23 protein-coding genes and 1 pseudogene are annotated in these 21,717 nt (G+C 68.1%); 9 read left to right on the top strand and 15 right to left on the bottom strand.

Translation table 11 applies throughout. The features are described 5' to 3' along the window. The first annotated feature begins 5 nt into the window (after positions 1-5). Positions 6-236 (top strand): hypothetical protein, encoded by a 231-nt coding sequence (locus UCD39_RS17100; protein WP_145735589.1) that lies wholly within the window; start codon positions 6-8, stop codon positions 234-236. 36 nt (positions 237-272) lie between these two features. Here UCD39_RS17100 and UCD39_RS17095 read toward each other — a convergent pair whose 3' ends face one another. The 10 genes and pseudogenes from UCD39_RS17095 to lgt all read right to left on the bottom strand — a co-directional run bounded on the left by UCD39_RS17095 (position 273) and on the right by lgt (position 9,285). Beyond that, a complete protein-coding gene (locus UCD39_RS17095; protein WP_330497104.1) occupies positions 273-995 on the bottom strand; it encodes a TonB family protein in 723 nt (240 codons plus the stop codon). A gap of 16 nt (positions 996-1,011) precedes the next feature. Beyond that, positions 1,012-3,276 (bottom strand): TonB-dependent receptor, encoded by a 2,265-nt coding sequence (locus UCD39_RS17090; protein WP_330497103.1) that lies wholly within the window; start codon positions 3,274-3,276, stop codon positions 1,012-1,014. 196 nt (positions 3,277-3,472) lie between these two features. Next, positions 3,473-3,895: a DUF2946 family protein gene (locus UCD39_RS17085; RefSeq protein ID WP_330497102.1), complete on the bottom strand. Its 423-nt coding sequence runs from the start codon at positions 3,893-3,895 to the stop codon at positions 3,473-3,475. Positions 3,896-4,026: 131 nt separating this feature from the next. After that, complete coding sequence (pth, locus tag UCD39_RS17080) at positions 4,027-4,647, bottom strand: aminoacyl-tRNA hydrolase (protein ID WP_330497101.1); 621 nt, start codon at positions 4,645-4,647, stop codon at positions 4,027-4,029. Positions 4,648-4,653: 6 nt separating this feature from the next. Further along, positions 4,654-5,262, bottom strand: a complete 609-nt coding sequence (locus UCD39_RS17075; protein ID WP_322481948.1) for a 50S ribosomal protein L25/general stress protein Ctc — start codon at positions 5,260-5,262, stop codon at positions 4,654-4,656. Between the two features lie 165 nt (positions 5,263-5,427). After that, positions 5,428-6,360 carry a ribose-phosphate pyrophosphokinase gene (locus UCD39_RS17070; RefSeq protein ID WP_330497100.1) on the bottom strand — a complete coding sequence of 311 codons (933 nt, stop codon included), beginning with the start codon at positions 6,358-6,360 and terminating at the stop codon, positions 5,428-5,430. A gap of 171 nt (positions 6,361-6,531) precedes the next feature. Beyond that, positions 6,532-7,332, bottom strand: a complete 801-nt coding sequence (gene pgeF / locus UCD39_RS17065; RefSeq protein WP_330497099.1) for a peptidoglycan editing factor PgeF — start codon at positions 7,330-7,332, stop codon at positions 6,532-6,534. Between the two features lie 2 nt (positions 7,333-7,334). Continuing rightward, positions 7,335-8,003 carry an SAM-dependent methyltransferase gene (locus tag UCD39_RS17060; protein ID WP_330497098.1) on the bottom strand — a complete coding sequence of 223 codons (669 nt, stop codon included), beginning with the start codon at positions 8,001-8,003 and terminating at the stop codon, positions 7,335-7,337. 116 nt (positions 8,004-8,119) lie between these two features. Continuing rightward, positions 8,120-8,281 (bottom strand): annotated as a pseudogene (locus UCD39_RS17055) (SAM-dependent methyltransferase); the annotation flags it as partial. A gap of 200 nt (positions 8,282-8,481) precedes the next feature. Next, positions 8,482-9,285, bottom strand: a complete 804-nt coding sequence (gene lgt, locus UCD39_RS17050) for a prolipoprotein diacylglyceryl transferase (RefSeq protein WP_330497097.1) — start codon at positions 9,283-9,285, stop codon at positions 8,482-8,484. Positions 9,286-9,639: 354 nt separating this feature from the next. Here lgt and UCD39_RS17045 point away from each other — a divergent pair, with 354 nt between their 5' ends. From UCD39_RS17045 to UCD39_RS17025, 5 genes are all read left to right on the top strand, one after another. Beyond that, positions 9,640-9,969: an accessory factor UbiK family protein gene (locus UCD39_RS17045; protein ID WP_330497096.1), complete on the top strand. Its 330-nt coding sequence runs from the start codon at positions 9,640-9,642 to the stop codon at positions 9,967-9,969. A gap of 269 nt (positions 9,970-10,238) precedes the next feature. Next, the gene (locus tag UCD39_RS17040) at positions 10,239-10,742 is read left to right on the top strand and encodes a type III secretion system chaperone family protein (RefSeq protein ID WP_322481942.1); all 504 of its coding nucleotides are present in this window, start codon (positions 10,239-10,241) and stop codon (positions 10,740-10,742) included. A 79-nt stretch (positions 10,743-10,821) separates the two neighbouring features. Continuing rightward, positions 10,822-11,625, top strand: a complete 804-nt coding sequence (gene proC / locus UCD39_RS17035) for a pyrroline-5-carboxylate reductase (RefSeq protein WP_330497095.1) — start codon at positions 10,822-10,824, stop codon at positions 11,623-11,625. A gap of 4 nt (positions 11,626-11,629) precedes the next feature. Next, positions 11,630-12,124, top strand: a complete 495-nt coding sequence (locus UCD39_RS17030; protein WP_330497094.1) for a YbaK/EbsC family protein — start codon at positions 11,630-11,632, stop codon at positions 12,122-12,124. A gap of 187 nt (positions 12,125-12,311) precedes the next feature. Next, on the top strand, positions 12,312-12,794 hold the full coding sequence (locus UCD39_RS17025) for a phasin family protein (RefSeq protein WP_145735614.1): 483 nt from the start codon (positions 12,312-12,314) through the stop codon (positions 12,792-12,794). A 111-nt stretch (positions 12,795-12,905) separates the two neighbouring features. Here the strand turns inward: UCD39_RS17025 and UCD39_RS17020 are convergent, their stop codons facing one another. The 3 genes from UCD39_RS17020 to UCD39_RS17010 all read right to left on the bottom strand — a co-directional run bounded on the left by UCD39_RS17020 (position 12,906) and on the right by UCD39_RS17010 (position 15,634). Further along, positions 12,906-14,303 carry an ATP-binding protein gene (locus UCD39_RS17020; protein WP_330497093.1) on the bottom strand — a complete coding sequence of 466 codons (1,398 nt, stop codon included), beginning with the start codon at positions 14,301-14,303 and terminating at the stop codon, positions 12,906-12,908. A gap of 30 nt (positions 14,304-14,333) precedes the next feature. Then, a complete protein-coding gene (locus tag UCD39_RS17015; RefSeq protein ID WP_330497092.1) occupies positions 14,334-15,053 on the bottom strand; it encodes a response regulator in 720 nt (239 codons plus the stop codon). Between the two features lie 68 nt (positions 15,054-15,121). Beyond that, positions 15,122-15,634 carry a MarR family winged helix-turn-helix transcriptional regulator gene (locus UCD39_RS17010; protein ID WP_145735620.1) on the bottom strand — a complete coding sequence of 171 codons (513 nt, stop codon included), beginning with the start codon at positions 15,632-15,634 and terminating at the stop codon, positions 15,122-15,124. Between the two features lie 243 nt (positions 15,635-15,877). Between UCD39_RS17010 and UCD39_RS17005 the strand changes: the two genes are divergently transcribed. After that, positions 15,878-16,300, top strand: coding sequence for an RT0821/Lpp0805 family surface protein (locus tag UCD39_RS17005; RefSeq protein WP_330497091.1), 423 nt, complete (start codon positions 15,878-15,880; stop codon positions 16,298-16,300). 123 nt (positions 16,301-16,423) lie between these two features. Beyond that, positions 16,424-17,881 carry a serine hydrolase domain-containing protein gene (locus tag UCD39_RS17000; RefSeq protein ID WP_330497090.1) on the top strand — a complete coding sequence of 486 codons (1,458 nt, stop codon included), beginning with the start codon at positions 16,424-16,426 and terminating at the stop codon, positions 17,879-17,881. Between the two features lie 103 nt (positions 17,882-17,984). Here UCD39_RS17000 and UCD39_RS16995 read toward each other — a convergent pair whose 3' ends face one another. Next, entirely contained in the window at positions 17,985-18,296 is a 312-nt protein-coding gene (locus UCD39_RS16995; RefSeq protein WP_145735626.1) for a hypothetical protein, read from the bottom strand. Positions 18,297-18,897: 601 nt separating this feature from the next. Here UCD39_RS16995 and UCD39_RS16990 point away from each other — a divergent pair. Then, positions 18,898-20,562, top strand: coding sequence for a methyl-accepting chemotaxis protein (locus tag UCD39_RS16990; RefSeq protein ID WP_330497089.1), 1,665 nt, complete (start codon positions 18,898-18,900; stop codon positions 20,560-20,562). Positions 20,563-20,640: 78 nt separating this feature from the next. On the opposite strand, the gene UCD39_RS16985 is transcribed toward UCD39_RS16990, so the two are convergent. Continuing rightward, positions 20,641-21,630, bottom strand: a complete 990-nt coding sequence (locus tag UCD39_RS16985) for an alpha/beta fold hydrolase (RefSeq protein WP_330497088.1) — start codon at positions 21,628-21,630, stop codon at positions 20,641-20,643. Between the last annotated feature and the right edge of the window lie 87 nt (positions 21,631-21,717).

Raw genomic sequence — 21,717 nt, 5'->3', positions numbered from 1 at the left:
AAGCCATGACCAGCATCACCGCCCCCAATCCCTACGCCACCGTGGCCGCCGGCCTGCAAAGCAGCAGCGCGCGGGTGGATCGGGACGCCACGGCGATCGCGGCGTCCAAGGGCGGCGACATCAACCCCACCGATGTGGTCAGCCTCAGCAGCGACGCCCTGACCTTCAAGGCCCTGACCAAGGTTGCCCAGACGGTGGACGACAACAGCAAGCGCCTGCTGGACATCATGGCCTGACCGCCCCTTTCGGCGGTCCTCCCCCATTTGCCCCTATTAGCGGAAGCGGAACGGCACCGTGAAGCTGAACCGCCCGTCCGTCAGCAGCGCCTCCGGCGGTGCCGGCAGGGGGGCCGCTTGGCTGACGGCGCGCAATGCGATGGCGTCCAGCACGCCGCTGCCGCTGGATGTCAGGATCGCGGCGTCGCGCACCTGGCCGTCGGCGGCCACCGAGATGGACAGCACCACCGTGCCGGCCGCCGCGACATGGGCGGGCCGGTGGCGGGCCAGCGCCTGCCACACCACGCGGGTATAGGCCTCAAGCACATCCGGCGGCGGTGGATCGGGGGTGTGCCGCATCGGTGTGGGGGGCGGTGCGGCGTCGGTCCCGGTTTCGGGTGGCGGTGCCTCGGGGACGGGAAGGATGGCCGTCACGACTGGCGGGGCAGGGGCCGGCTGGCTCGTGACGGGTGCGGTGCTCCGCTGCCGGGCAGGGGGCGGTGGCGGTTGGTGCCGGGGCTGGACCGGGGGGGTGTCCACCACCCGCGGCGGCGGGGGCAGCAACCGGGCCACCACCACGGTTTCGCCCTGCGCGCGGGCTGCGGCCGGCGGAGCCGACAGCCCGGCCATCCAGGTCACCAGGACGGCTTGGATGGCCAGGGCGATAACGGCGGCGAAGACCGCCCCGGCGCGCGGATGCACCGCCCGGCCATAGGCGGCCGGACGAAAGCCGGCCGTGATGCCGGGCGACATTCGGGACGGGGCGGTCTTCTGCCTCATATCAGGACCGTCGCCGTCAGAACTTGACGGTCAGGCCGGCATTGAACGACCGTCCCGGGCCAGGCACCGAACCCAGGGGTGTGGTGTAGTTGGCGGCCCGCCAGTCGCCATAGTCGATGCCGCCCAACGGCAGGGCATAGGCCTTGTCCATCAGGTTCTCGATGGCGAAGTCCACCCGCACATCTCCCCAGGTGTAACTACCGCGCAGGTTCACCAGGGTGTAGCCGGGCGTGGTGGGCTCCCGCAGCAGGCGGTCGACCTGCGTCTTGGCGTCGACCATCTGCACCTCCACCGTCCCGTGCCAGCCGCCCAGCGTGTGGTCCACGGCGATGCGGCCGTTCAGGGGCATCATGTGGTAGAGGCCATCCTCGTCCGACACCGTCTGGCCCCGGACCCAGCCCAGCACGCCGCTGAGGCCGACGGCGCCATACCGGACGTCACGCCAGACAGTGGCCTGACCGGACAAGTCCACCCCATAGGTGCGGGCGTCGCGGTTGGCGAACATGACCTTGGCGAAGGGAACGCCGTTGGACACCACCGGGGCCAGCAGGCGCTGGCTGATATAATCCTCGATATAGCTGTAATGGGGGGTCAGGCGGACTTCCCAGGCCGGGGGCGCCGCCGCGCCATCGGCCGTGGGTGCCGCATGCCAGCTGAAGGAGGCGCTGACCGTGTTGGCGACTTCGGGCTTCAGGTCCGGATTGCCGACGTAGTAGTTCCCGTCGCCATTCCAGGTGATCATGCTGCTGGCCATGTTGCCCGTGGACCAGGCATAGCGCTCATACAGGTTGGGCGACCGGCTTTTGCGGGCATAGCCCAAATCGACCGTCGCCTGGTCGTCGATGGCGTAGCGCAGCTCGGCCGTGGCATCGACATTCGCGTCCGTGCGGGCACGGTCGCGGGCGTTGAAGGCGGCGGCGTTGGCGGCATAGCTGGCGTTGTACCCCGACACGGTGCCGGTATCCGTCCATACCGTGTCGTTGCGCAGGCCGGCCAGGGTGCTCCAGCCGCCACCCCAGGTCCGTTCCCATTCCACGAAGGTGCCCAGACGGTCGCGTGTGCCGCCGTTGATGGTGTGGAAGGTGTTGGGGCCCATCATCATGGCCATCATGCCCCCCACCGGCGGCCACCAGTCGTCCAGGGCGTAGTGGTGGAACTCGCTACCCACCCGCAGCGTGTCTGCGGCGCTGAGCGGAATGTCGGCCTTCACGGTGTAGCCTTCGGCGTTGGACCGGGTGTTCATGGGCATGCCGCCGCCATCCGAACCGCCCTTATCTTCCAGGAAGTTCATGGCGTGGCGCACGTGCTGCCAATAGGCGGTGGCATCCAGGCTGCCCCAGGCGAAGCCGGCCTTGTAGTGCGCGTCGACCGAGGTACCGCGGTTGTCGGTCATGTCCATGCGCTGATTGGCGAAGCCCTCATAGGGCGTGTACTGCACGCCGCCGCGCACCTCCAGCACGCCGTCCTCGCCCACTCGGGCCGCCAGGCTGAGCGTGTGGCTTTGGGTTTCGAAAAGGGTGGAGTTGACGTCCTTGCCGTCACCGCCGCGGGCGTAGTCGTCGCCCCGGCTCCAGGACCCGGCATAGCCGACGACATAGCGGTCGGTCGCGGCGGACAGGTGGCCGCCCACGGTCGTGCCGTTGTTCACGCTGCGAAAGGCCGTGGACACGTCGCCATGCACGGCCATGCCTTGCCCCTCGCCGGCGAATTGCGGCTCTGGCGTGGTGACGGCGATGGTGCCGCCGATATTGTCGCCGCCCCGGCTGACGGGTGTCACCCCCGCCAGAACGTCGATGGCGCCCACGTCGCCGGGGGCGATGTAGGACAGGGCCGGGTTCATGTGGTTGGGGCAGGACGCGGCCACCGGCACATTGTTGACCAGGGTCAGCACCCGGTCGTCCGCCAAGCCCCGGAGGACCGGCAGGCTGGAGATGCCGCCGGCCCCATAAAGGGAGACGCCGGGCAGGCCGGAGAGCAGGGCGGCGGTATCGGGGGTGGCTGTTCGGCGGTCGGCGATGGCCTGGCTGCTGAGGTGGCCATCGACGGACGGGACGGACATGCCGCCGGCCGCGAACTCCGTATCCACGTCGATGGCGGGCAGGGCGACGGCGGGGGGTTTTCCTTCGGTCGTGGTCTGCTGAGCCGCTGCGGAGGCCGGCAGCCACGGCAGGGCACCGGCCATCAGGGCCAGGGCCGATACCCGGATCAAAGGGGCGGAGGCGCGGGGGCGGCGCGACGGAGCAGGGCGCCTGGCGGGGGCGCTGGAAACGATGAATGACATTCGTGAAGCCGATCCGAAAAGGGCGGCGGACTCCGGGCCCCGGCAGCCGGCAACATCCCGGCGGCGCGCCCAATCATGGGGGGCGTCCGGACATGCTCCGCCGCGCGCGGGACCCGGTAAGGGCCGCGACTGGGAAGGCCCGCGCTGGTCCGTCCCTCGGTCGAGGGATGGTGGAAGCGGGGTCGATGGGGGGAGGTCAGGCCCGGGCCGGCGGGCCCCGGGGATAGGCGGACTGGCGGTAGGGGGTGGTCTCGACCGGGCTGACGGCGCCGGCCAGATCTAACCGGCCCGCAAGCTGGGGCAGGGGCAGGAACACCGGGGACGGCAGGGCCATGCCGCCATGCAGGAAAGGCAGGCAATAGGCGCAAAACGGCTGGGCATGGCCGCCGGCCCCATGGCGGGACGCGTCGCCGCTTCTCTGTCCACTGGCCGGCGACGCCGGGCCACAGAGGATGTAGGCGCTGTCGGGGTCGGCGGGCTCCGCCTGCACACGCAGGGGCAGCACGCCGGCGGCCATCACGTCGATAGCCAGCAGCGCCAGCGTCAGCCAGGCGATCAGGCGCCGGCCGCTGTCGCGGCGCGCCCGGTCCAGCCGGTTATGTGCGGTGCGTCGTGTCATGCCCCCGATCCATCGGAGGACTTTCCGGGGCCATGGCCGTCAAGTCAACGCGGGGGTGCTCACGGCAGCCACGCCGGTGCACGGCGGCTTCACTTGATCCATGTCGTTGACGGGGACGTTGACGGGGAAGCTTAGCGGGGCTCGCCCGGGGATGACTTGGGCGCGGCTTGCTTCGCCGGCTTGGGCGGCTGCGTCACCAGGGCGATGCGACTCTGGAATTTCTCCGCCTCGCCATCGGTCATCAGGCTGAAATCGGCGACGACGGCGTCCAGGAAGGGGACCAGCCAGGTCTGATCGGCCTTGGCGAAGTTGGACAGCACCCAGCCATGCACCAGGTTCTTGTCCCCCGGATGGCCGATGCCGAGGCGCACGCGCCAATAGTCCTTGCCGATATGGTCGTCGATGGAGCGCAGGCCGTTGTGGCCGCCATGGCCGCCGCCCTTCTTGGCGCGCAGCTTGCCCGGCGGCAGGTCCAGTTCGTCATGCAGGACGATGACCTGGTCGGGCGTCATCTTGTAAAACCGCATCGCCTCCCCGACCGACTGGCCGGACAGGTTCATGAAAGTCTGCGGTTTCAGGAGGTAGACTTTTTCGGGGCCGATCTGCCCCTCGGTGATCAGCCCCTGGAAGCGTTTCTTCCAGGGGCCGAACCGATGGCGGTGGGCGAGTTCGTCCACCGCCATGAAGCCGACGTTGTGCCGGTGGTGCGCATATTCCGGGCCAGGGTTGCCCAGACCGACCACCAGCCGCATCGTCTATCAGGCCTCGGCAGCCGCCGCCGCGTTCTCTTCGGACTTCAGGCCCGAGGGAGCGGCGATGGTGGCGACGGTGAAGTCGCGGTCGGTGACGACCAGGCTGGTGCCTTCCGGCAGCTTCACGGCGCTGATGTGGATGGAGTCACCCACGTCAAAGCCATCCAGGGCGACCGTCAGGTGCTCGGGAATGTCATTGGCGCGGACGTGCATCTCCACCTCGTGGCGGACGATGTTCAGCACGCCGCCACGCTTCAGGCCGGGGCTGGCGTCGTGGCCCGTGAACTCCACCGGGACCTTCACGATGATCTCGGTGGTGTCGCTGACGCGCAGGAAGTCGACGTGCAGGGGACGGTCGGTCACCGGGTCGAACTGGACGTCGCGCGGCAGGGTGCGGGTGGTCACGCCGTCGACGGTGATGTCGTAGAGGTGCGTGAAGAAGCCCGGCTTGTGCAGCACGCGGGTGAAATGGACGGCCTCGAGCGAGATCGCCACAGGCTTTTCCTTGTTGCCGTAGATCACGGCAGGGATGCGGCCATCGCGGCGGGTCTGACGGGCGGTCCCCTTGCCTGCCCCGTTCCGCGCCTCGGCGGCGAACGCAATAATCTGGGTCATGGGTTAACTCCTTACATCAATGCGCCAGCCTCCAGGGGTGCTGAGCGCGGTCGGAATGCGCGGGTGTATGCGCGCGCCGGCCCGGAGTCAAGCCACTGAGTCAAGAAGGCGGCCATGAGGCCGCCTTCTTGCGTGCTTGGCACGGTCGCCGGCTACGGCGACGGGTCAGTCGAACAGCGAGGAAACCGACCGCTCGTTGCTGATGCGCTCAATGGCCTCGGCGATCAGGGGGGCGACGGTCAGGTGACGGACGTTGCGCGACACGCGCACGGCCTCGGTCGCCTGGATGCTGTCGGTGGTGATCAACGCTTCCAGCGGGGACTGGGCGACGCGGGCCACGGCGCCGCCGGACAGCACGCCATGGGTGACGTAGGCGCGGACGGACTTGGCGCCCCGCTCCTTCAGGGCGACGGCGGCGTTGCACAAGGTGCCGGCGCTGTCGACGATGTCGTCGACCAGGATGCAGTCACGGCCGCTGACGTCGCCGATGACGTTCATCACTTCCGACACGCCGGCGCGCTCACGCCGCTTGTCGATGATGGCCAGGTCGGCGTCCAGGCGGTTGGCGATGGCGCGGGCGCGCACCACACCACCGACGTCCGGCGAGACGATCATCAGGTTCTGGCGGCCCATGGTGGCCTCAATGTCCTGCACGAACACCGGGGCGGCCACCAGGTTGTCGGTGGGGATGTCGAAGAAGCCCTGAATCTGGCCGGCGTGCAAATCCATGGTCAGCACCCGGTTGGCACCGGCGGTGGTGATCAGGTTGGCGACCAGCTTGGCCGAGATCGGGGTGCGAGGACCGGTCTTGCGGTCCTGGCGGGCGTAGCCGTAGTAGGGCAGCACCGCCGTGATGCGCCGGGCCGAACCACGACGCAGCGCGTCGATGGTGACCAGCAGTTCCATCAGGTTGTCATTGGCGGGGTAAGAGGTGGACTGGATGACGAACACGTCCTCGCCGCGGACGTTCTCCAGGATTTCCACGAAGACTTCCATATCGCTGAAGCGCCGGATGCTGGCCTTCGTCAGCGGAACATTCAGGCAGGCCGAGATGGCCTCGGCAAGCGGATGATTGCTATTGCCGGCGATGAGCTTCATGGGGGCGCTCGTTTAAGTGGGACGTGGGCGACGGCGGGGCGTCTTCATACCTTCATAAAGGCGCGCGGACCATATCAAGCAAGGCCTGGGCTGTAAACCGCCACCCCCCGCAGTCAGGGCACAGGGGGCATGCGCCCATACGGGGGTATTTTCGTTTTGCCGCAGGTGGGGTCAGGGGGTGGGAGACAGGGCTATCATGCTGATATGACGGCCATAATCGCCTTCCCGCCGCAGCGTGCACCGCCGGTAGCTGAAAAACAGGCTCTCTTCCGCGACCGTGTCGTGGCCGGTGTGTGACACCTGGGCCAGACCACAGCCCGCCAGGCGGTGGCCGACATAGCCGCCGATGTCGAACAGGGGATGATCGGCCTGCGGCCCGGGGCGGAAGAAGCGCTGGTTGGCGCCGTCGGCCTCCAGGAAGCGCGCCTCGAACTCCGGCCCCACCTCATAAGAGTCGGGGCCGATGTGCGGACCGACGCCGGCGACGATACGGGCCGGGTCGGCGCCCAGGGCGGCCATGGCCTGGACGGTCGCCTCCAGCACGCCGGTGAACGCCCCCTTCCAGCCGGCATGGGCGGCACCCACCACCCCGGCTGTCGAGTCGGCGAACAGCACGGGCACGCAATCAGCGGTCAGGATGCCCAGCGCGATGCCGCGCTGGCGCGTGACCAGGGCGTCGGCCTGGGGCGCGTCCTCCCGCGCCCACGGCCGCTCCACCGTCACAACGGTGGGGCTGTGCACCTGGTAGACGGTGACCAGGCTTTCCGGCCCCAGGCCCAGGTCGGCGGCGCAGCGCGCCCGGTTTTCCGCCACGGCGGCGGCATCGTCGTTCGATCCGAAGCCGACGTTGCGCCCGGCGTAAAGCCCGGTGGACACCCCGTCGCGCCGGGTGAAATAGCCGTGGCGGACGCCGGGCAGGTCCAGCGCGTCCAGGGTCAGGTGGGGGCGGTCGGCGGGGATGGGGACGGTCATGATCAGCCTTCGCTGGGGTCGAAGCCGGCGGGCGGGGGCGCGCCCGGACTGGTCAGGGCCAGGGCCTTGAATAGCCTGCCCATCTGGTCGGGATGCGTCAGGCGGTCCAGCGCCAGGTCGATGGCGTGGGCCTGCGGGGCGGTGGCACCCCGCTTCAAGGCGCCAGCACGCTGCTGGATGCCCAAACGGTGCAGCAGGGCGCCTTGCTCGACAATGCCATGGGACTGGGCGCCGGCCGCCACCGCCGTGGCGGCCAGGGTGCGGAAATCGACATGGGCCGTCAGGTCGGCCTGGCCGGGGTCCTTCAGGACGGCGGCGTAGGCGTGTCCCCGCACCGCCTGCAGCGTGTCGCCCTGCGGCGGGGCGTCATAACCATAGTCCACCACCAGGGCGGCGCCGGGATGCGCCGCCAGGCGGCGTCCAATCTCACCCGCCACCGTCAGGGCGGCCGGGCAGATCTCCACCACGCCGCCGGGGGCCGCCGCGCGCAGGTCGGGCGGCACCAGCAGCTCCGCGCCGCCGGTGGCGTCCAGCGCCCAGGCGAAGCGGCCGGCATCCGCGTCCCAGGTGACGCACCGCTCCGCCCAGCCGCGCTCCGTCTTCTGCAGCTGGCGGATGGGCAGGGCGTCGAAGAACTCGTTGGCCAGCAGCAGCAGCGGTCCCTCAGGCACCGACTCCAGGCTGTCGGCCCAGACGACGGTATGGGGGGAAGGACCTTGTCGGGCAAGGCGGACAGGGCCGCCCTCTGCCGTTCCCGCAGCGCCGGGCTGGTTTCCACCAGGTGCACCCGCAATGCCGCGGTCAGCCCGGGGACGCGGGCCATGGCGCGTAGCGCGTCGGCCATCAGGGTGCCGCGCCCAGGCCCCAGTTCCACCAGGTGAACCGCCCCGGGCGAACCCAAAGTCAGCCAAGCCTGGGCGCACCACAGGCCCAGCAGCTCCCCGAACATCTGGCTGATTTCCGGCGCGGTGGTAAAATCGCCGCCGGCGCCCAGCGGGTCGCGGGTGGTGTAATAGCCCAGGGTGGGGTGGCCCAGCGCCTCGGCCATGAAGGTGGAGAGGCGCAAAGGACCTTCACGCCCGATGCGGCGAATGAGATGATCGGCTAGGCTGGCCGGGCCATCGCCGGATAGGGGCTCGGCGCCGGGCATCAGGCCGCCGCCGGCACGCGGCGGCGGGCCAGGGCCACCAGGGCGACGCCGATCAGCGCCATGGGCACGGACAGGATCTGGCCCATGGTGACGCCGCCGCCCAGCAGGAAGCCGACCTGCACGTCGGGTTCGCGGAAGAACTCGGCGGTGATGCGGCACAGGGCGTAGCCGATGAGGAAGGCGCCGCTCAGCGTGCCGGTCCGGTCCCGCACCGAGGGCACGCGCGACAGCAGGAACAGCACGGTGAACAACACGATGCCTTCCAGCCCGGCCTCATACAGCTGACTGGGGTGGCGGGGCAGGTCGTCGGCATGGGGGAAGACCATGCCCCAGGGTACATCGGTGGGGCGGCCCCACAGCTCCCCGTTCACGAAATTGGCCAGGCGGCCCAGGAACAGGCCGATGGGGGCGGCCACGGCGGCCAGGTCGCCCAGGGCCAGCGGGTTGAAGCCGCGCCGCCGGGCGAAGAGCAGGATGGCCAGGGCCACGCCGGTCATGCCGCCATGGAACGACATGCCGCCGTTCCAGACCTTCAGCATATCCAGCGGGTGCTGCAGGTAGAAATCCAGGTTGTAGAACAGGATGAAGCCGAGCCGGCCACCCGCAAGCACCCCCACCACCGCCCAGACCAGGAAATCGTCCAGCTCCAGGGGGGTGGGGCGGCTGTTCATGCGCCGCGCCATGCCCAGGGCCAGGCGATAGCCCAGCGTCACGCCCACGATGTAGGCCAGCGCGTACCAGCGCAGGGCGAAGGGGCCGATCTCCACGATCGTGGGGCTGATGTTGGGAAAGGCGAGGGCCATGATGCTGCGGATATCCCCGTGGACGGTCTCTTCCGGCTCTGGGCCATGGTGGGTGGGCGGCGGCCCTTGTGCCGGACGATCCCCGTTCCCACATGGCCAGCACCGTAGGGAAGATGTGGGCCTGACTGTCGGCTTTATAGGGGGACCGCGCCGGGGTCGCAACCGGCCCCCGTAGGATGGCCCCTCCAAGGTGCTGTTGCGCCTGCGAACGTGGACGGCGATAATGGCGTCTTGATGGCCGCGCGCCAGCCTGTCCCGCCTCTCCATCGGGTCCCCGCCGCATCGGGTTCCCATGGGGTGGGAATGAGGGGGCGGGAATGGGCGCGCCGGCGATATTGCTTAAGGATTGAGGCGATGCAGGTGGACAACAAGGTGCTGGACGATTTGGCCCGCGTGGCCGGTGGCGCCGTCGGTGCCGTGGCCGGGCTGAAGAATGAGGTCGAGGGCCATGTGCGCCAGCGCCTGGAGCGCATGCTCAGCGGTCTGGACATGGTCCGTCGCGATGAGTTCGAGGCCGTGAAGGAAATGGCCGCCCGCGCCCGCGCTCAGGAGGATGAGATCAACCGCCTGCTGGCCCTGCAGCAGGCACTGCTGGATCGCGTGACCCACCTTGAGTCGGTGGTGGCCAAGGCCGCGGCCAAGGCGGACGACGCCGGTGCCGCCAACGCGGGCAGCCCCGCCTGACCGGCCGATAGTGATCGGAAGGGGTGCCCCCGGCCCCCCGGCCCGGTTCCCAGCCGTCCATCGGCCTCGGGGCCAAGCCGGCGGAAAGGAGGCCGTGGTGGGCGGTAGAAGACGGTTGCGGGGGCGGTTGTCCTCTGGCACCGTACCCCTGGTAGCTCCCACGCCCGGCAGCACCAGATTTTGTTTTACAGGGGGTCCGGAAAAGCCGGGTTCCCGCGCCGGGTGGGATGGGTCGTCCCTTGCCATCGCGCGCGACAGGAGGGCGTATCATGTCGGCACTCGCCGTCGAGACTAGCAGCACCACCCATAATCCCCTCGATATCGTCGAGGAGATCGTCACGGCCAACGAATGGCCATTCGAGCGCGCCAGCGAAGACGAGATGATCGTCGAGATCAACGGCCGGTGGTGCGACTACCGGCTGTTTTTCGTTTGGCAGAACGAAGTCAGCGCCATGCAGTTCTCCTGCCAGTTCGACATGAAGGTGCCGCCAGCCCGCAAGCTGGCCGTTACCGAGCTGCTGGCTGAGGTGAACGGCAAGATGTGGCTGGGTCATTTCGACGTATGCAGCGAAGAGCATACGCCGATGTTCCGCCAGACGTTGCTGCTGCGCGGCACCCGCGCGGCCAGCGTGGAACAGATCGAGGATCTGGTCGAGATCGCGGTGGCGGAGTGCGAGCGCTACTACCCCGCGTTCCAGTTCGTCATCTGGGGCGGTAAAAGTGCCGCGGACGCCGTGTCCGCCGCCATTCTGGACACGCTCGGCGAAGCTTGATACAGCCCACACCCCGTGACCTTGGTTTGCCAGTGACTTTTGACCTCGGTTTGACTGCATTGAGGACGATGGGGCGGGGATGACGGCGGTTGATCTATTGTTGGTGGGCTGCGGCAAGATGGGCGGCGCCATGCTTGCCGGATGGCGGGCCGCCGGGACCGTCCGCCGCGTTGTCATTGTCGATCCGGCCGCGGAGGTCGCGCCGGAAGGCGCCATGCTCGTCGCCGACCCGGCCCAGATCCCCGCCGACTTCGCCCCGGATGCCGTCGTGCTGGCGGTGAAACCCCAAATGATGGACCAGGCCCTGCCAGCTTACGTGCCGTATGCCGGCCGTGCCGTGTTCCTGTCCATCGCCGCCGGCAAGACCATCGCCTATTTCCAGAAGGTGCTGGGGCAGGGAACCGCCCTGGTGCGGGCCATGCCCAACACGCCGGCGGCCGTGGGGCGCGGCATTTCCGGCGCTTACGCCACGCCCGCCGTTTCGCCGGCCCAGCGCGACCTATGCCAAAGCCTGCTGAGCGCGGTGGGCGAGGTGGTCTGGGTCGCGGAGGAAGGTCTGATCGATGCCGTGACCGCGGTCTCCGGCAGCGGCCCCGCCTATGTTTTCCATCTGGTGGAGGCCCTGGCCGCCGCCGGGGCGGCGGCGGGGCTGCCGCCCGACCTGGCGCTGCGCCTGGCGCGTGCCACCGTCACCGGCGCTGGCGAGCTGTTGCACCGGAACCCCGACACCACCGCCACCCAGTTGCGCATCAACGTCACCAGCCCCAAGGGCACGACCCAGGCGGCGCTGGATGTTCTGATGGACGAGGCGCAGGGGCTGACGCCGCTGATGGTCCGCACCGTCGCCGCGGCGGACCGGCGGTCGCGGGAACTGGCGGGCTGACACCATGGCCGGCCCTCTCAGCCCCAGTGCGCAAAAGATCCAGAACCTGCTGAATGACCTCGGCCAGCCCATCCATGTGGTGGAATTCGCCGCCACCACCCGGACGGCGGCCGAGGCGGCAGCGGTAATCGGTTGCGATGCAGCACAAATCGCCAAGTCAATTGTTTTTCGCACCCGCGAAAAGAACGCGTCCGTCCTGGTGGTCGCATCGGGTGCCACGCGCATCAACGAAGCCTTGGTGACCAAGGCCTTGGCCGACATCCTCAACGGCGATCGGCTTATGCGGGCGGACCCGGAATATGTGCGATTGACCACCGGTTTCCCTATCGGCGGCGTTCCGCCACTGGGGCACGCGGTGGCGCCTGTCACATTATTCGATCGGCGTTTGCTGTCATTTCCCACGGTTTGGGCGGCTGCCGGCACCCCCAACGCGGTGTTCGCCATCGCCCCCGACGTCCTGGCCCGGCTCGCCGGCGCCCGGATCGTGGACGTCGCCTAGGCGGAAGGGCCGGCCCCTTTCCCTGGTCTAGCCGGTTCGACCTATGGCGGTGCTTGGCCGTCCCGTACTAACCAAAAGAGTTTATTGTGCGCTGCACAAAAACCATTGACCGGCTGCTCGGCCCAAAGCATTATCCCCCCGGAATTGCCGCACCGCAGCGGCGCAAGCCGTATAGGGATCTGACACTATGGCGACCAATCCGTTCCTCGACTTCGACATGACCAAGTTCTTCGACCCGTCCAAGTTCGCCGAGTTCACGAAGGTGGACTTCAGCAAGACGCTGGCCGACTACAAGGTGCCGGGCATCGACGTCGACGCCTTCGTCTCCGCCCAGCGCAAGAACATCGAGGCCGTGACGGCCGCGAACCAGCTGGCCGTGGAAGGCATCCAGGCCGTCCTGCGCCGCCAGGCCGAAATCCTGCGCCAGAGCCTGGAAGAGACCTCTTCCGTCGTTTCCGACTTCCTGTCCACCGGCACCCCGGAAGACAAGGTCGCCAAGCAGGCCGAGCTGGTGAAGACCGCCTTCGAAAAGGCCCTGGCCAACGTCAAGGAACTGGCCGAGCTGATCGCCAAGTCCAACAGCGAGGCCGCCGACGTGCTGTCCAACCGCGTGCGGGAAAGCATTGAGGAAGTGAAGGCCGCCATCGCCAAGGCCCAGGCCAAGCACTAAGCCTGGTTCCAGCCTCGCGCTGACCTATAGACGGGCGGTCCCTCCGGGGGGCCGCCCGTTTTCATTTCGGCGGACCAGCCAGGCGAGGCCGGTGCCAAACCGGGGAAAACGTCAAACCGGCAACCGGATCGCCGCACGCAGGCCGCCCTTGGGGCTATCCTCCAGCAACACGTCGCCCCCGTGGCGGTTGGCGATGTCGCGGGCGATGCCCAGGCCCAGGCCGACGCCGCCGGTGGCCTGGTTGCGTGACCCGTCCAGGCGGTGGAAGGGGCGGAAGACTTCTTCCCGCATCTCTTCGGGGATGCCCGGGCCGTCATCATCGATCAGGACGTAAAGATGGCCGCCCTGGCGTTGCAGGGTCACCCAGGCGCGTCCGGCGTACCGCACGGCATTGCCCACCAAGTTGGCGACGCAGCGGCGGAAGTCGTTGGCGCGCAACGGCACGGTGATGGCGATGTCCGGTAGGCTCAATTCCACCAGCCGGCCCTCGCGCCGGGCGTTGGCAACCACGTCGGCCAGCAGGGCGCCCACATCGGTGGGGGTGGCCGGTTCGGCACCCTCGCCCCGGGCGAAGGCCAGGTAGGCCTCGATCATGCCCTCCATCTCGGCCACGTCCGCCTTCAACTCCTCCACCTCCTGAGCGTCGGGCAGCATGGCCAATTGCAGCCGCATGCGGGTGAGCGGGGTGCGCAGGTCATGGCTGACCCCGGCCAGCATTTCCGTGCGCTGGCTGATCTGCCGCTGGATGCGTTCACGCATTTGCAGGAAGGCGGTCGCGGCCTGCCGCACCTCCGACGCGCCTTCCGGCTTGAAGGCCGGGGTGTCACGCCCCTTGCCGAAAGCCTCCGCCGCGATGGCCAGGCGGCGGATGGGCCGTATTTGATTGCGCATGAACATGATGGCGACGGTGAACAGCAGCAGCGAGCTGCCGGCCATCCACAGGATGAACACCCAGCTGGTGAAACTGAACAGCCGCCGCTCGGGCGACAGGACGTGCAGCACACCGTCGGGCAACTGCACGTTGATGCCATACCATTCGTGGGCCACATGGGTGTCGATGGTCCAGGGCCGGCCCACCTTCTCGTCCAGCGCCCGGCCCAGGGTATGTTCCAGGATGCCGAACAGGTGCTGACGGTGCCAGTTGGGCAGTCGCTCGCCGGGTTGGAAGGTCACCATCAGGTCGGTGGTCCGGGTCACCATGTCCAGGGTCACGTCCCTGTCCTCCGGCGTCTGGTCCCGGCCCAGCTGTTCGATGACCATGGCGACCTCGCCCGCCACGCCAAAGGCCTGGTTGTTGGTCACCCGCTCCCAATGCTGGTCATAGAAATAGAAGGTGGCGATGGCCTGGGCCAGGATCACCGGCGTGGTGATGATCAGCAGCGAGCGGCCGAACAAGGTACGGGGCAGCATGCGCTTCACCACCCCCGCCGGGTTGATCACCGGGGGGGCTCCAAGCCCTTGCCTTTGCGGGGGTCGCCGCCGGGGCGCCTGCTCGCGCGTCATGCTCATGGGGCGTCCTTCACCAAGTCGGGGTCGGCCTCAATCGGGGCGCAGCACATAGCCTTCTCCCCGCACGGTCTGCAGATAGCGCGGCTGGCGGGGGTCGATCTCGATCTTGCGGCGCAGGCGGGTGACCTGCACATCGATGGCGCGGGCGTTGCTGTCGATGCCGGCGCGCCCCAAATCCTCCCGCGTGAAGACGACGCCCGGCTGGGCGGCCAGGGTGCGCAGCAGGCTGGCTTCGCCGCTGGTCAGGCGCAGGGTTTCCTCGCCGGAGCGCAGTTCCTCCCGCTCGGCATCGAAGACCCAGCGTCCCAGCCGCACCTCCGCCGCCGCCACGGCCGGCTTGGGCAGGCGGCGCAGGATGGAGGAGATGCGCAGCACCAGCTCGCGCGGCTCGAAGGGCTTCGGCAGGTAGTCGTCGGCTCCCGCCTCCAGGCCGGCGATGCGGTCGTCGGGCTGGCCGTTGGCGGTCAGCAGCAGGATGGGCAGGCCGCCGTCACCATTGCCGCCGTCGCCCCTCAGGGATCGGGTCAGCTCCAACCCCAATTCGCCGGGCATGCGGACATCCAGCACCATGAGGTCGAAGTTGAGGGAGGCCAGCATGCGCCGCGCCGCCGCCGCATCCGCCGCCGCCGACACGATAAATCCGTTTTGCGACAGATAGCGGCGCAACGCCTCGCGCAGGCGGTCGTCGTCATCCACCACCAGGATGTGGGGCTGTTCTTCGGGCAGGGCTTGCTGCTGCGTCGTGGTCATGGCCGGAGGCGATCCCTAACGGTCGGGGGCGGCAGCATAGCACAGGGGCGTTCCACGGCGCTGATCGCTTAGCGCTTGGCCAGCGCCGCCAGCGGCGCCCGGGGCTGGGCGAACTTGTCCCGGTCGGCGTCGTCCATGATGCCGACCATCACCTTGCGGAAGCCCTCCACCGCCTCCGCCCCCGCCCGGCGATAGGCGCGGGCGATCAGCTGCCGCTGCGGTTCGGACAGCTGGCGCTCCAGCTCCTGACCCTTGGGCGTCAGGTCCAGCAGCCGCTGGCGCCGGTCGCGGGTGCCCTGCCGTTGCACGATGTACTCCTCGCGCACCAGATCCTGCAGGACGCGCGACAGGCTTTGCTTGGTGATGCGCAGGATGCCCAGCAGGTCGGTCACCGTGATGTTGGGGTGGCGGCCCACGAAATAGATGACACGATGGTGCGCCCGGCCCAGCCCGATCTTCTCCAGCATGGTGTCGGGTTCGGCGGTGAAGTCGCGGTAGGCGTAGAACAGCATCTCCATCGCCTGCCGCAACTCCTCCTCCCTGAGGAAGAGAGGGTTCACACCGGTCTTCATGTCGGTCATGCGGTACAGGCTTTCGGTACTGTCACAGGCAAGGGCCGCATTATGCCAGTTACGCCTGTGAAGGGGAGGGGATTCACGCCGTGCTTCCAGGGCGTGCGCCTCTGGCTTTCGGTGGACTGGCTTCGGCGGGGATTGCGCGGCGGGCGTCACCTTTGGCAAAAGGGGCGCTCAATCGGGGCATCGCCGATGTCGAGGCGTGACTCGGGCGGGGGCGTGACTCAAGGGAATGCAGGAGCCAAAGGGATGAAGATGAAGCTGTCGGTCGCGGGGCTGATGCTGCTGGCGTTGGCGGGTTGCGCCGCCAAGCCCGATGACAAGCCCGCGGCGCCGCCCGCGCCGCCGCCCGTCGAGGCGCCCAAGCCGCCGCCCACGGACATCACGCTGGAGCCCAGCGACCTGACCGCGCTGCAGACGGCGCTGAAGGCGGCCACGGGCAAGCCCATTCAAGAAACCGTGACCTGGACCAACCCCGAGACGGGACGTCAGGGCACGGTGAAAATGCTGCGCGACGGTTTCGACGCCAAGAACCGCCCGTGCCGGGAGTTCCACTCCGTGGTGTTCCAGGGCCAGTTGTTCCGCCACCAGACCGGCTTCATCTGCCGGCAGCCGGATGGCAGCTGGGAAGTGGTCGACGGCGTCGATTATCCGGTCCGCGAACGCAAGTAAGGCGGCCTCCGCCAACTCTCGCTGCCTTGGCCGTGCCATAGTCGCGGCCAAGGCTCATGCCTGAGTTCGTGCCGGGGCGCACCCCGGGGCGGACCCATCCGCCTCCGGGAGCGTTGCTTACCAATGTCCCAGTCACCGAAATCGGGGCCGCGCAAACCCGGCCCCGCCAAATCCAAACCCACCTCTTCCGGCACGGCGGGCTTCGGCCGGGCGGCGTTGCTGCTCGTTCCGGTCGCGGCCCTGGCCATCGGGGGCGGCCTGTTGCTGGCCCATTGGGGCAAGCGGGGCGACTCGTCGCCCCCGCCACCGTCTCAATCCGCCCCGATGGCGGCCGAGCCGCCGGCGCCTCGGGGGCCGGTGACGGTCGAGGTGGCCGGGGGGGATGGTCCCATCCTCACGGTGGCTTCACCCGACGACCGCCAGATTTCGGATGAGGGACTGAAGGCCCTCCATGCGTTCGAATCCACCACCGGCACCACCGCGCTGCTGGTCTGGTATCGCGGCGCCCTGCAGGTGGAGGATTACGGCCCCGGCATCCGGCCGGCCGACCTGATGGATGGCGCCGGCTTGCAAGCCGGCGTGCTGACCTTCTTGGCCGGGAAGGCCATCCAGGATGGCTTCCTCACCTCTGCCGACCAGCCGCTGGGCCAGATTTTCCCCGACTGGAAGGACGATCCCCGGGGCCGCATCACCGTGCGCGACCTGCTGGTGGGCAGCAGCGGCCTGGGTTTCCCGGTCGGGACCGCCGACGGGCCGGCGGGGAAAGCCGATGCCGGCGCCTGGCTGAAAGGGTTGGCGCTGGAGGCCGAGCCCGGCACCCGGTACAAGCCGGCCGAGGAGGAGTTGCAGGTCCTGGCCCTTGTGCTGGAGCGGGCGACCAAGCAGCCGCTGGCGGCCTATATGTCGCAGGCGCTGTGGGCACCCGTGGGCGCCCGCCCGGCGGAGATGCTGCTCGACGACAGCGGCCGCGCCACGCTGGTGGGGTGTTGCGTCAAGGCGACCGCGCGGGATTGGCTGCGCCTCGGCCTGCTGCTGAAGGATGGTGGCCAGGTGGAAAACCGTCCGGTCATTCCCATGCCCTGGGTTGAAGAGATGCAGCGCCCCACGCTGTTCGCCCGCAACGAGGGCATGCGCATCCGCATTGCCTGGCCACGGGAAAAGGGCGGCCCGATCAAGGCGGCGGAGGCTTTCGCCGAACCCGACACCGTGTTCATGGCGGGGGCCGGTGGCCAGCGCCTGTATGTGTCCAAGGCGGCGGATCTGGTGATCTTGCGTTTGGGCCGTGTCGTGCAGCCGTGGGACGATGCCGCCCTGGTGAATCTGGTCGCGCGCCATCTGGAACGCCCGCCGGAGCCCAAGCGGACGCCCTATTCCGCCATTGCCGTTCAGCCCCAGGGCTTGGCCATGCCGCCCATCATCACGCCGCGCAAGCCGCCGGTGGTGGTGACAGTGCCGCTGGATACGCCGCATCCGGCCCCCGCCCAAGGGCAGGGCGCCGCCCCTGGTGCCAAGCCGGAGATGCCGAAGGCGCCGCCCGTGCCTGGTGCCGGGCCGTCGGACAAAACGCCGCATCGCCCCTGAGGCCGCCGTAGAAGCGCCGACCGTGCGGTGCGCTTCGGCGACTGTTGGAATTGGTTAACGTGACGGTGGCCCCGCCAAGGGTGCCGGAGCCACCGCCCAGCCATTACTTGGACTTGAACGCCTTCAACTGTTTGTTGAAGTCACCGGCGAGCTTTTGCATCTGATCAACGGCGTCATTGTACTTCTTCTGCCAGGTGCCGTTGCCGTTTTTCCCTTCGAACTCCAGGCAACTCATATAGTCCTGGGTTTCGGCCATGAACTTTTTGACCGCGGCCTGGGCGGCTTGCATCTCGGCTTCCGCGGCCTTGCTGCCGTCCGGCACGGACGGGGGCGACCCCAGCGTGCACTCGGCCCGCGCCACACCCGCAACCCCCATTCCAGCCATCAGAACGATGACTGCCACCCGCTTCATCATCTGCACCGACCTCCCAGAGTCTCGTAGTCAACGGTCAAAAGAGAATACCAATCAAAGGTTTAAAGATTGGTTTAAGCATCGTTACCGTCGTGCTGGGCCTAGGCCGCGGCCAGCACGTCCCAGCCAGGCGCGCCATGTCCGGTTACGCCAAAGCCAGTAGGTTATATTTCGGTGACGGCTCCGATGCCCCTGTTCGAATTTTTATTACTTAAAATGTTAAAAGAAACGGCGGGGCATGGCCCTTTTCCCCGTGTTTCGTCTGCCCACACCCGCTACGGCATTGGATTCCGCCGTTTTAACCAAAACCCATCGGTAATGGATCCAGCCTGAAATCCTTTACGGCTTGCGGAAGATGAATTTCAGTCGTTGTCAGCCTTTGCGATGTTAACTGTAGTTGACGTTATAAGTCAGTTTACAGGTCTGCGAAAGCGTGTCTAGGTATTAGCCGAGGCCCCGGTGCCGAGCCATCACCGCGCTGTGAGGTGGGTTCGACGGTGCACATGGGGTTCGGATGGGTGGTCGCGGTCTCGGCGGCGGCAGTGCTGCGGGGCAATGAACAAAGCAGGGGTAGTTGATAATGTCGTATGAGGCGGATGGGATTTTGGGGCGTGTCAGTGGCCTGGTGAAAAAGCCGGAAAATGCCAAGAGCTGGTTCACCATTGGACGCAAGATCGCCCCCGCCGTGGCCATTCCCACGATTATCGGTTTGGGTGCCGTTATTTGGTTAAGCTCCGCCAAGATGCATGAGGCCATGCTGGCCCAGTCCGTGGCGTCCGAGCGGCAGGAAACGGAAATGCTGGCGCAGCAGATGAGCGCCGCCGTCCGCTTCAAGCAGCAGGAATCCATCGCCGACGCCTACACCGAACTCAGCACCCGCGCTGGTGGCAGCCTGGCCGGGGTGCGCGTCAACGATACCGATGGCGAGTCCCTGGACAGCTTCGACAGCAAGACCCTGCCGACCTATGCCATCGACAAGGACAAGGAACTGCCCAAGAAGGTCACCGAGACCAAGGCCTTCGACCGGGGCGACCATCTGATCGTCATGGCGCCGGTGAAGGCGGGCGCCAACCATGACCAGGTGGGCACGCTGATCGTGGCGTGGAGCCGCCAGGGCCTGAACGAGGCCATCGCCTCCACCGTCAAGGGCTCACTGCTGACCGCCGTCGTCGTCCTGGCCGTGCTGGTCGGTTTCCTGGGCGTGCTGCTGCACTTCCTGGTCAGCCGTCCGCTCACCACCCTGCAGACCGCCATGGGCCGCCTGGCCAGCGGTGACCTGTCGGTGGAGATCACCGGCACCGACCGTGGTGACGAGATCGGCGCCATGGCCGGGTCCGTCCAGGTGTTCAAGGACAACGCCATCGAGGTGGAGCGCCTGAAGAAGGTGCAGGAGCAGGCGGAGCGGGAGTCGGCGGAAGAGAAGCGCCGCACCATGAACCGTCTGGCTGACGAGTTCGAAAGCACCGTGAAGGGTGTCGTGGCCCAGGTGTCCGAAGCGGCCGCCCGCATGCAATCCAGCGCCCAGACCCTGTCCGGTTCGGCCGACGAAAGCCGCAGCCAGGCCGGCGCCGTCGCCGCCGCCACGCAGCAGGCGTCCGCCAATGTCCAGTCGGTGGCCAGCGCCACCGAGGAACTGGCCGGCTCTCTGGCTGAGATTTCCAACCAGGTCAACACCTCCGCACGCATCGCCAAGGCGGCGGCCTCCACGGCCGAGAAGACGAACGAGACCGTGCAGTCCCTGGCCTCGCGCGCCCAGAGCATCGGCGACGTGGTGAAGCTGATCAGCGACATCGCCAGCCAGACCAACCTGCTGGCGCTGAACGCCACCATCGAGGCGGCCCGCGCCGGTGAAGCCGGCAAGGGCTTCGCGGTCGTGGCCAGCGAGGTGAAGAGCCTGGCCAACCAGACGGCCAAGGCGACGGAGGAAATCTCCGCCCAGATCTCCACCATGCAGGACGCCACACGCGACGCGGTCGACGCCATCATCACGATTTCCAAGACCATCGCCGAGATCAACGACATCTCCGACATGGTCGCGGGTGCCGTGGAAGAGCAGGACGCGGCGACCAAGGAAATCGCCCGCAACGTCCAGCAGGCCTCCATGGGCACCATGGAAGTGTCGCGCAACATCGGCTCGCTGCAGCACGCGGCCGAGGACACCGGCAAGTCGGCCAACCAGGTGCTGGGTGCCGCCACCGGCCTGTCCCAGCAGTCCGACACCCTGTCCGGCCAGGTCGACCGCTTCCTGCAGCAGGTCCGCGCCGCGTAAGCATTGGGTTCGGTTCTAAGAAAACCCCCGCGGGAGCGATCCCGCGGGGGTTTTTGTATGTGCGGCCAGATCCCGACGTCAGGCCGAAATCCCCCAAAGTTTCCGGGCCTCCTCCGCGATCACGTCCGGATATTCCTCGGGAAAGAACAGCTTGGCCTGGGGCAGATTGCGTACGCCCTGGCAATTGGGCAGGAGGCCGGCCAGGTAATCGCCGCCGGTGGGGTCGAAGATGGTGTCGGCCATGCCCCAGACGATGCGCGCCGGCGCCACGACCCGGCGCAGGTCCTTCTCGATACCGGCCAGCGGGTTGGGGGCCAGGCCCAGGGTGTAGGCGTGCACCAGGTCCTTGCGCCGGGGACTGCCGACCAGCGGGCCCAGGTAGTAGTCGATGGCCTCATCCGTGGGGCGCGAAGGGTCGCTGAACGTTTGGCCGCCCAGGCCCATGGGGCTGCGGGCCAAATCCTTGTCCGCCACCCAACGCGCCAGCCAGCGGTCGGCGAAGGTGCCGGCCCGCGCCATCTCCAGCACCGGTTGCAGGGCGGGGGGCGGGCTGTCGGGCTCGGTATCGCAGTTGGTCAGCAGCAGGCTGCGCACCCGCTTGGGGTACTGGGTGACGAACAGTTGGGCCACGGCCCCGCCGCTGTCGTTGGCCACGATGTCCACCGCGTTGGCGCCCACACCGTCCAGGAAGGCGGCCAGCATCCGCACCTGGACCGGGGGCGTCACCGCTTGGCCGTCCGGCACGCGGCTGTAGCCCAGCCCCAGGAAGTCGGGCGCCAGGCAGCGGCGGTGGGCCGACAGCCTGTCGATGGCGCCGCGCCATTGGAAGCTGTTCAGGGGGAAGCCGTGCAGGAACAGCGCGTCGGGCCCACGGCCCTGGTCCATATAGGCGATATGGCCGAACGGCGTGCCGGCGTAGCGGCGCAAGGCGCGATAAGCGGTGGCGTCCAGCGGCCCGGTGCCGGACAGGGCGGCGGCGCTGGCTCTGGGGGCCCCGAGCGCCATGGTGGCGCCGATCCCGGCCAGGCCGCGCAGGAAATGACGGCGGGCGAACGGTGCGGAGAGCATCTCTCATCCCTCAAGGGAAGGTTGTTCGAATGCTCCAGGGATATCCCTGTGTGAGACACGCGGTCGATAACCCGCCAGGTCATGGAT

This window comes from Nitrospirillum karajorum (genome assembly GCF_036348415.1).
GTDB lineage: Bacteria > Pseudomonadota > Alphaproteobacteria > Azospirillales > Azospirillaceae > Nitrospirillum > Nitrospirillum amazonense_B.
This window is presented reverse-complemented; position numbering and strand designations above follow the sequence as displayed.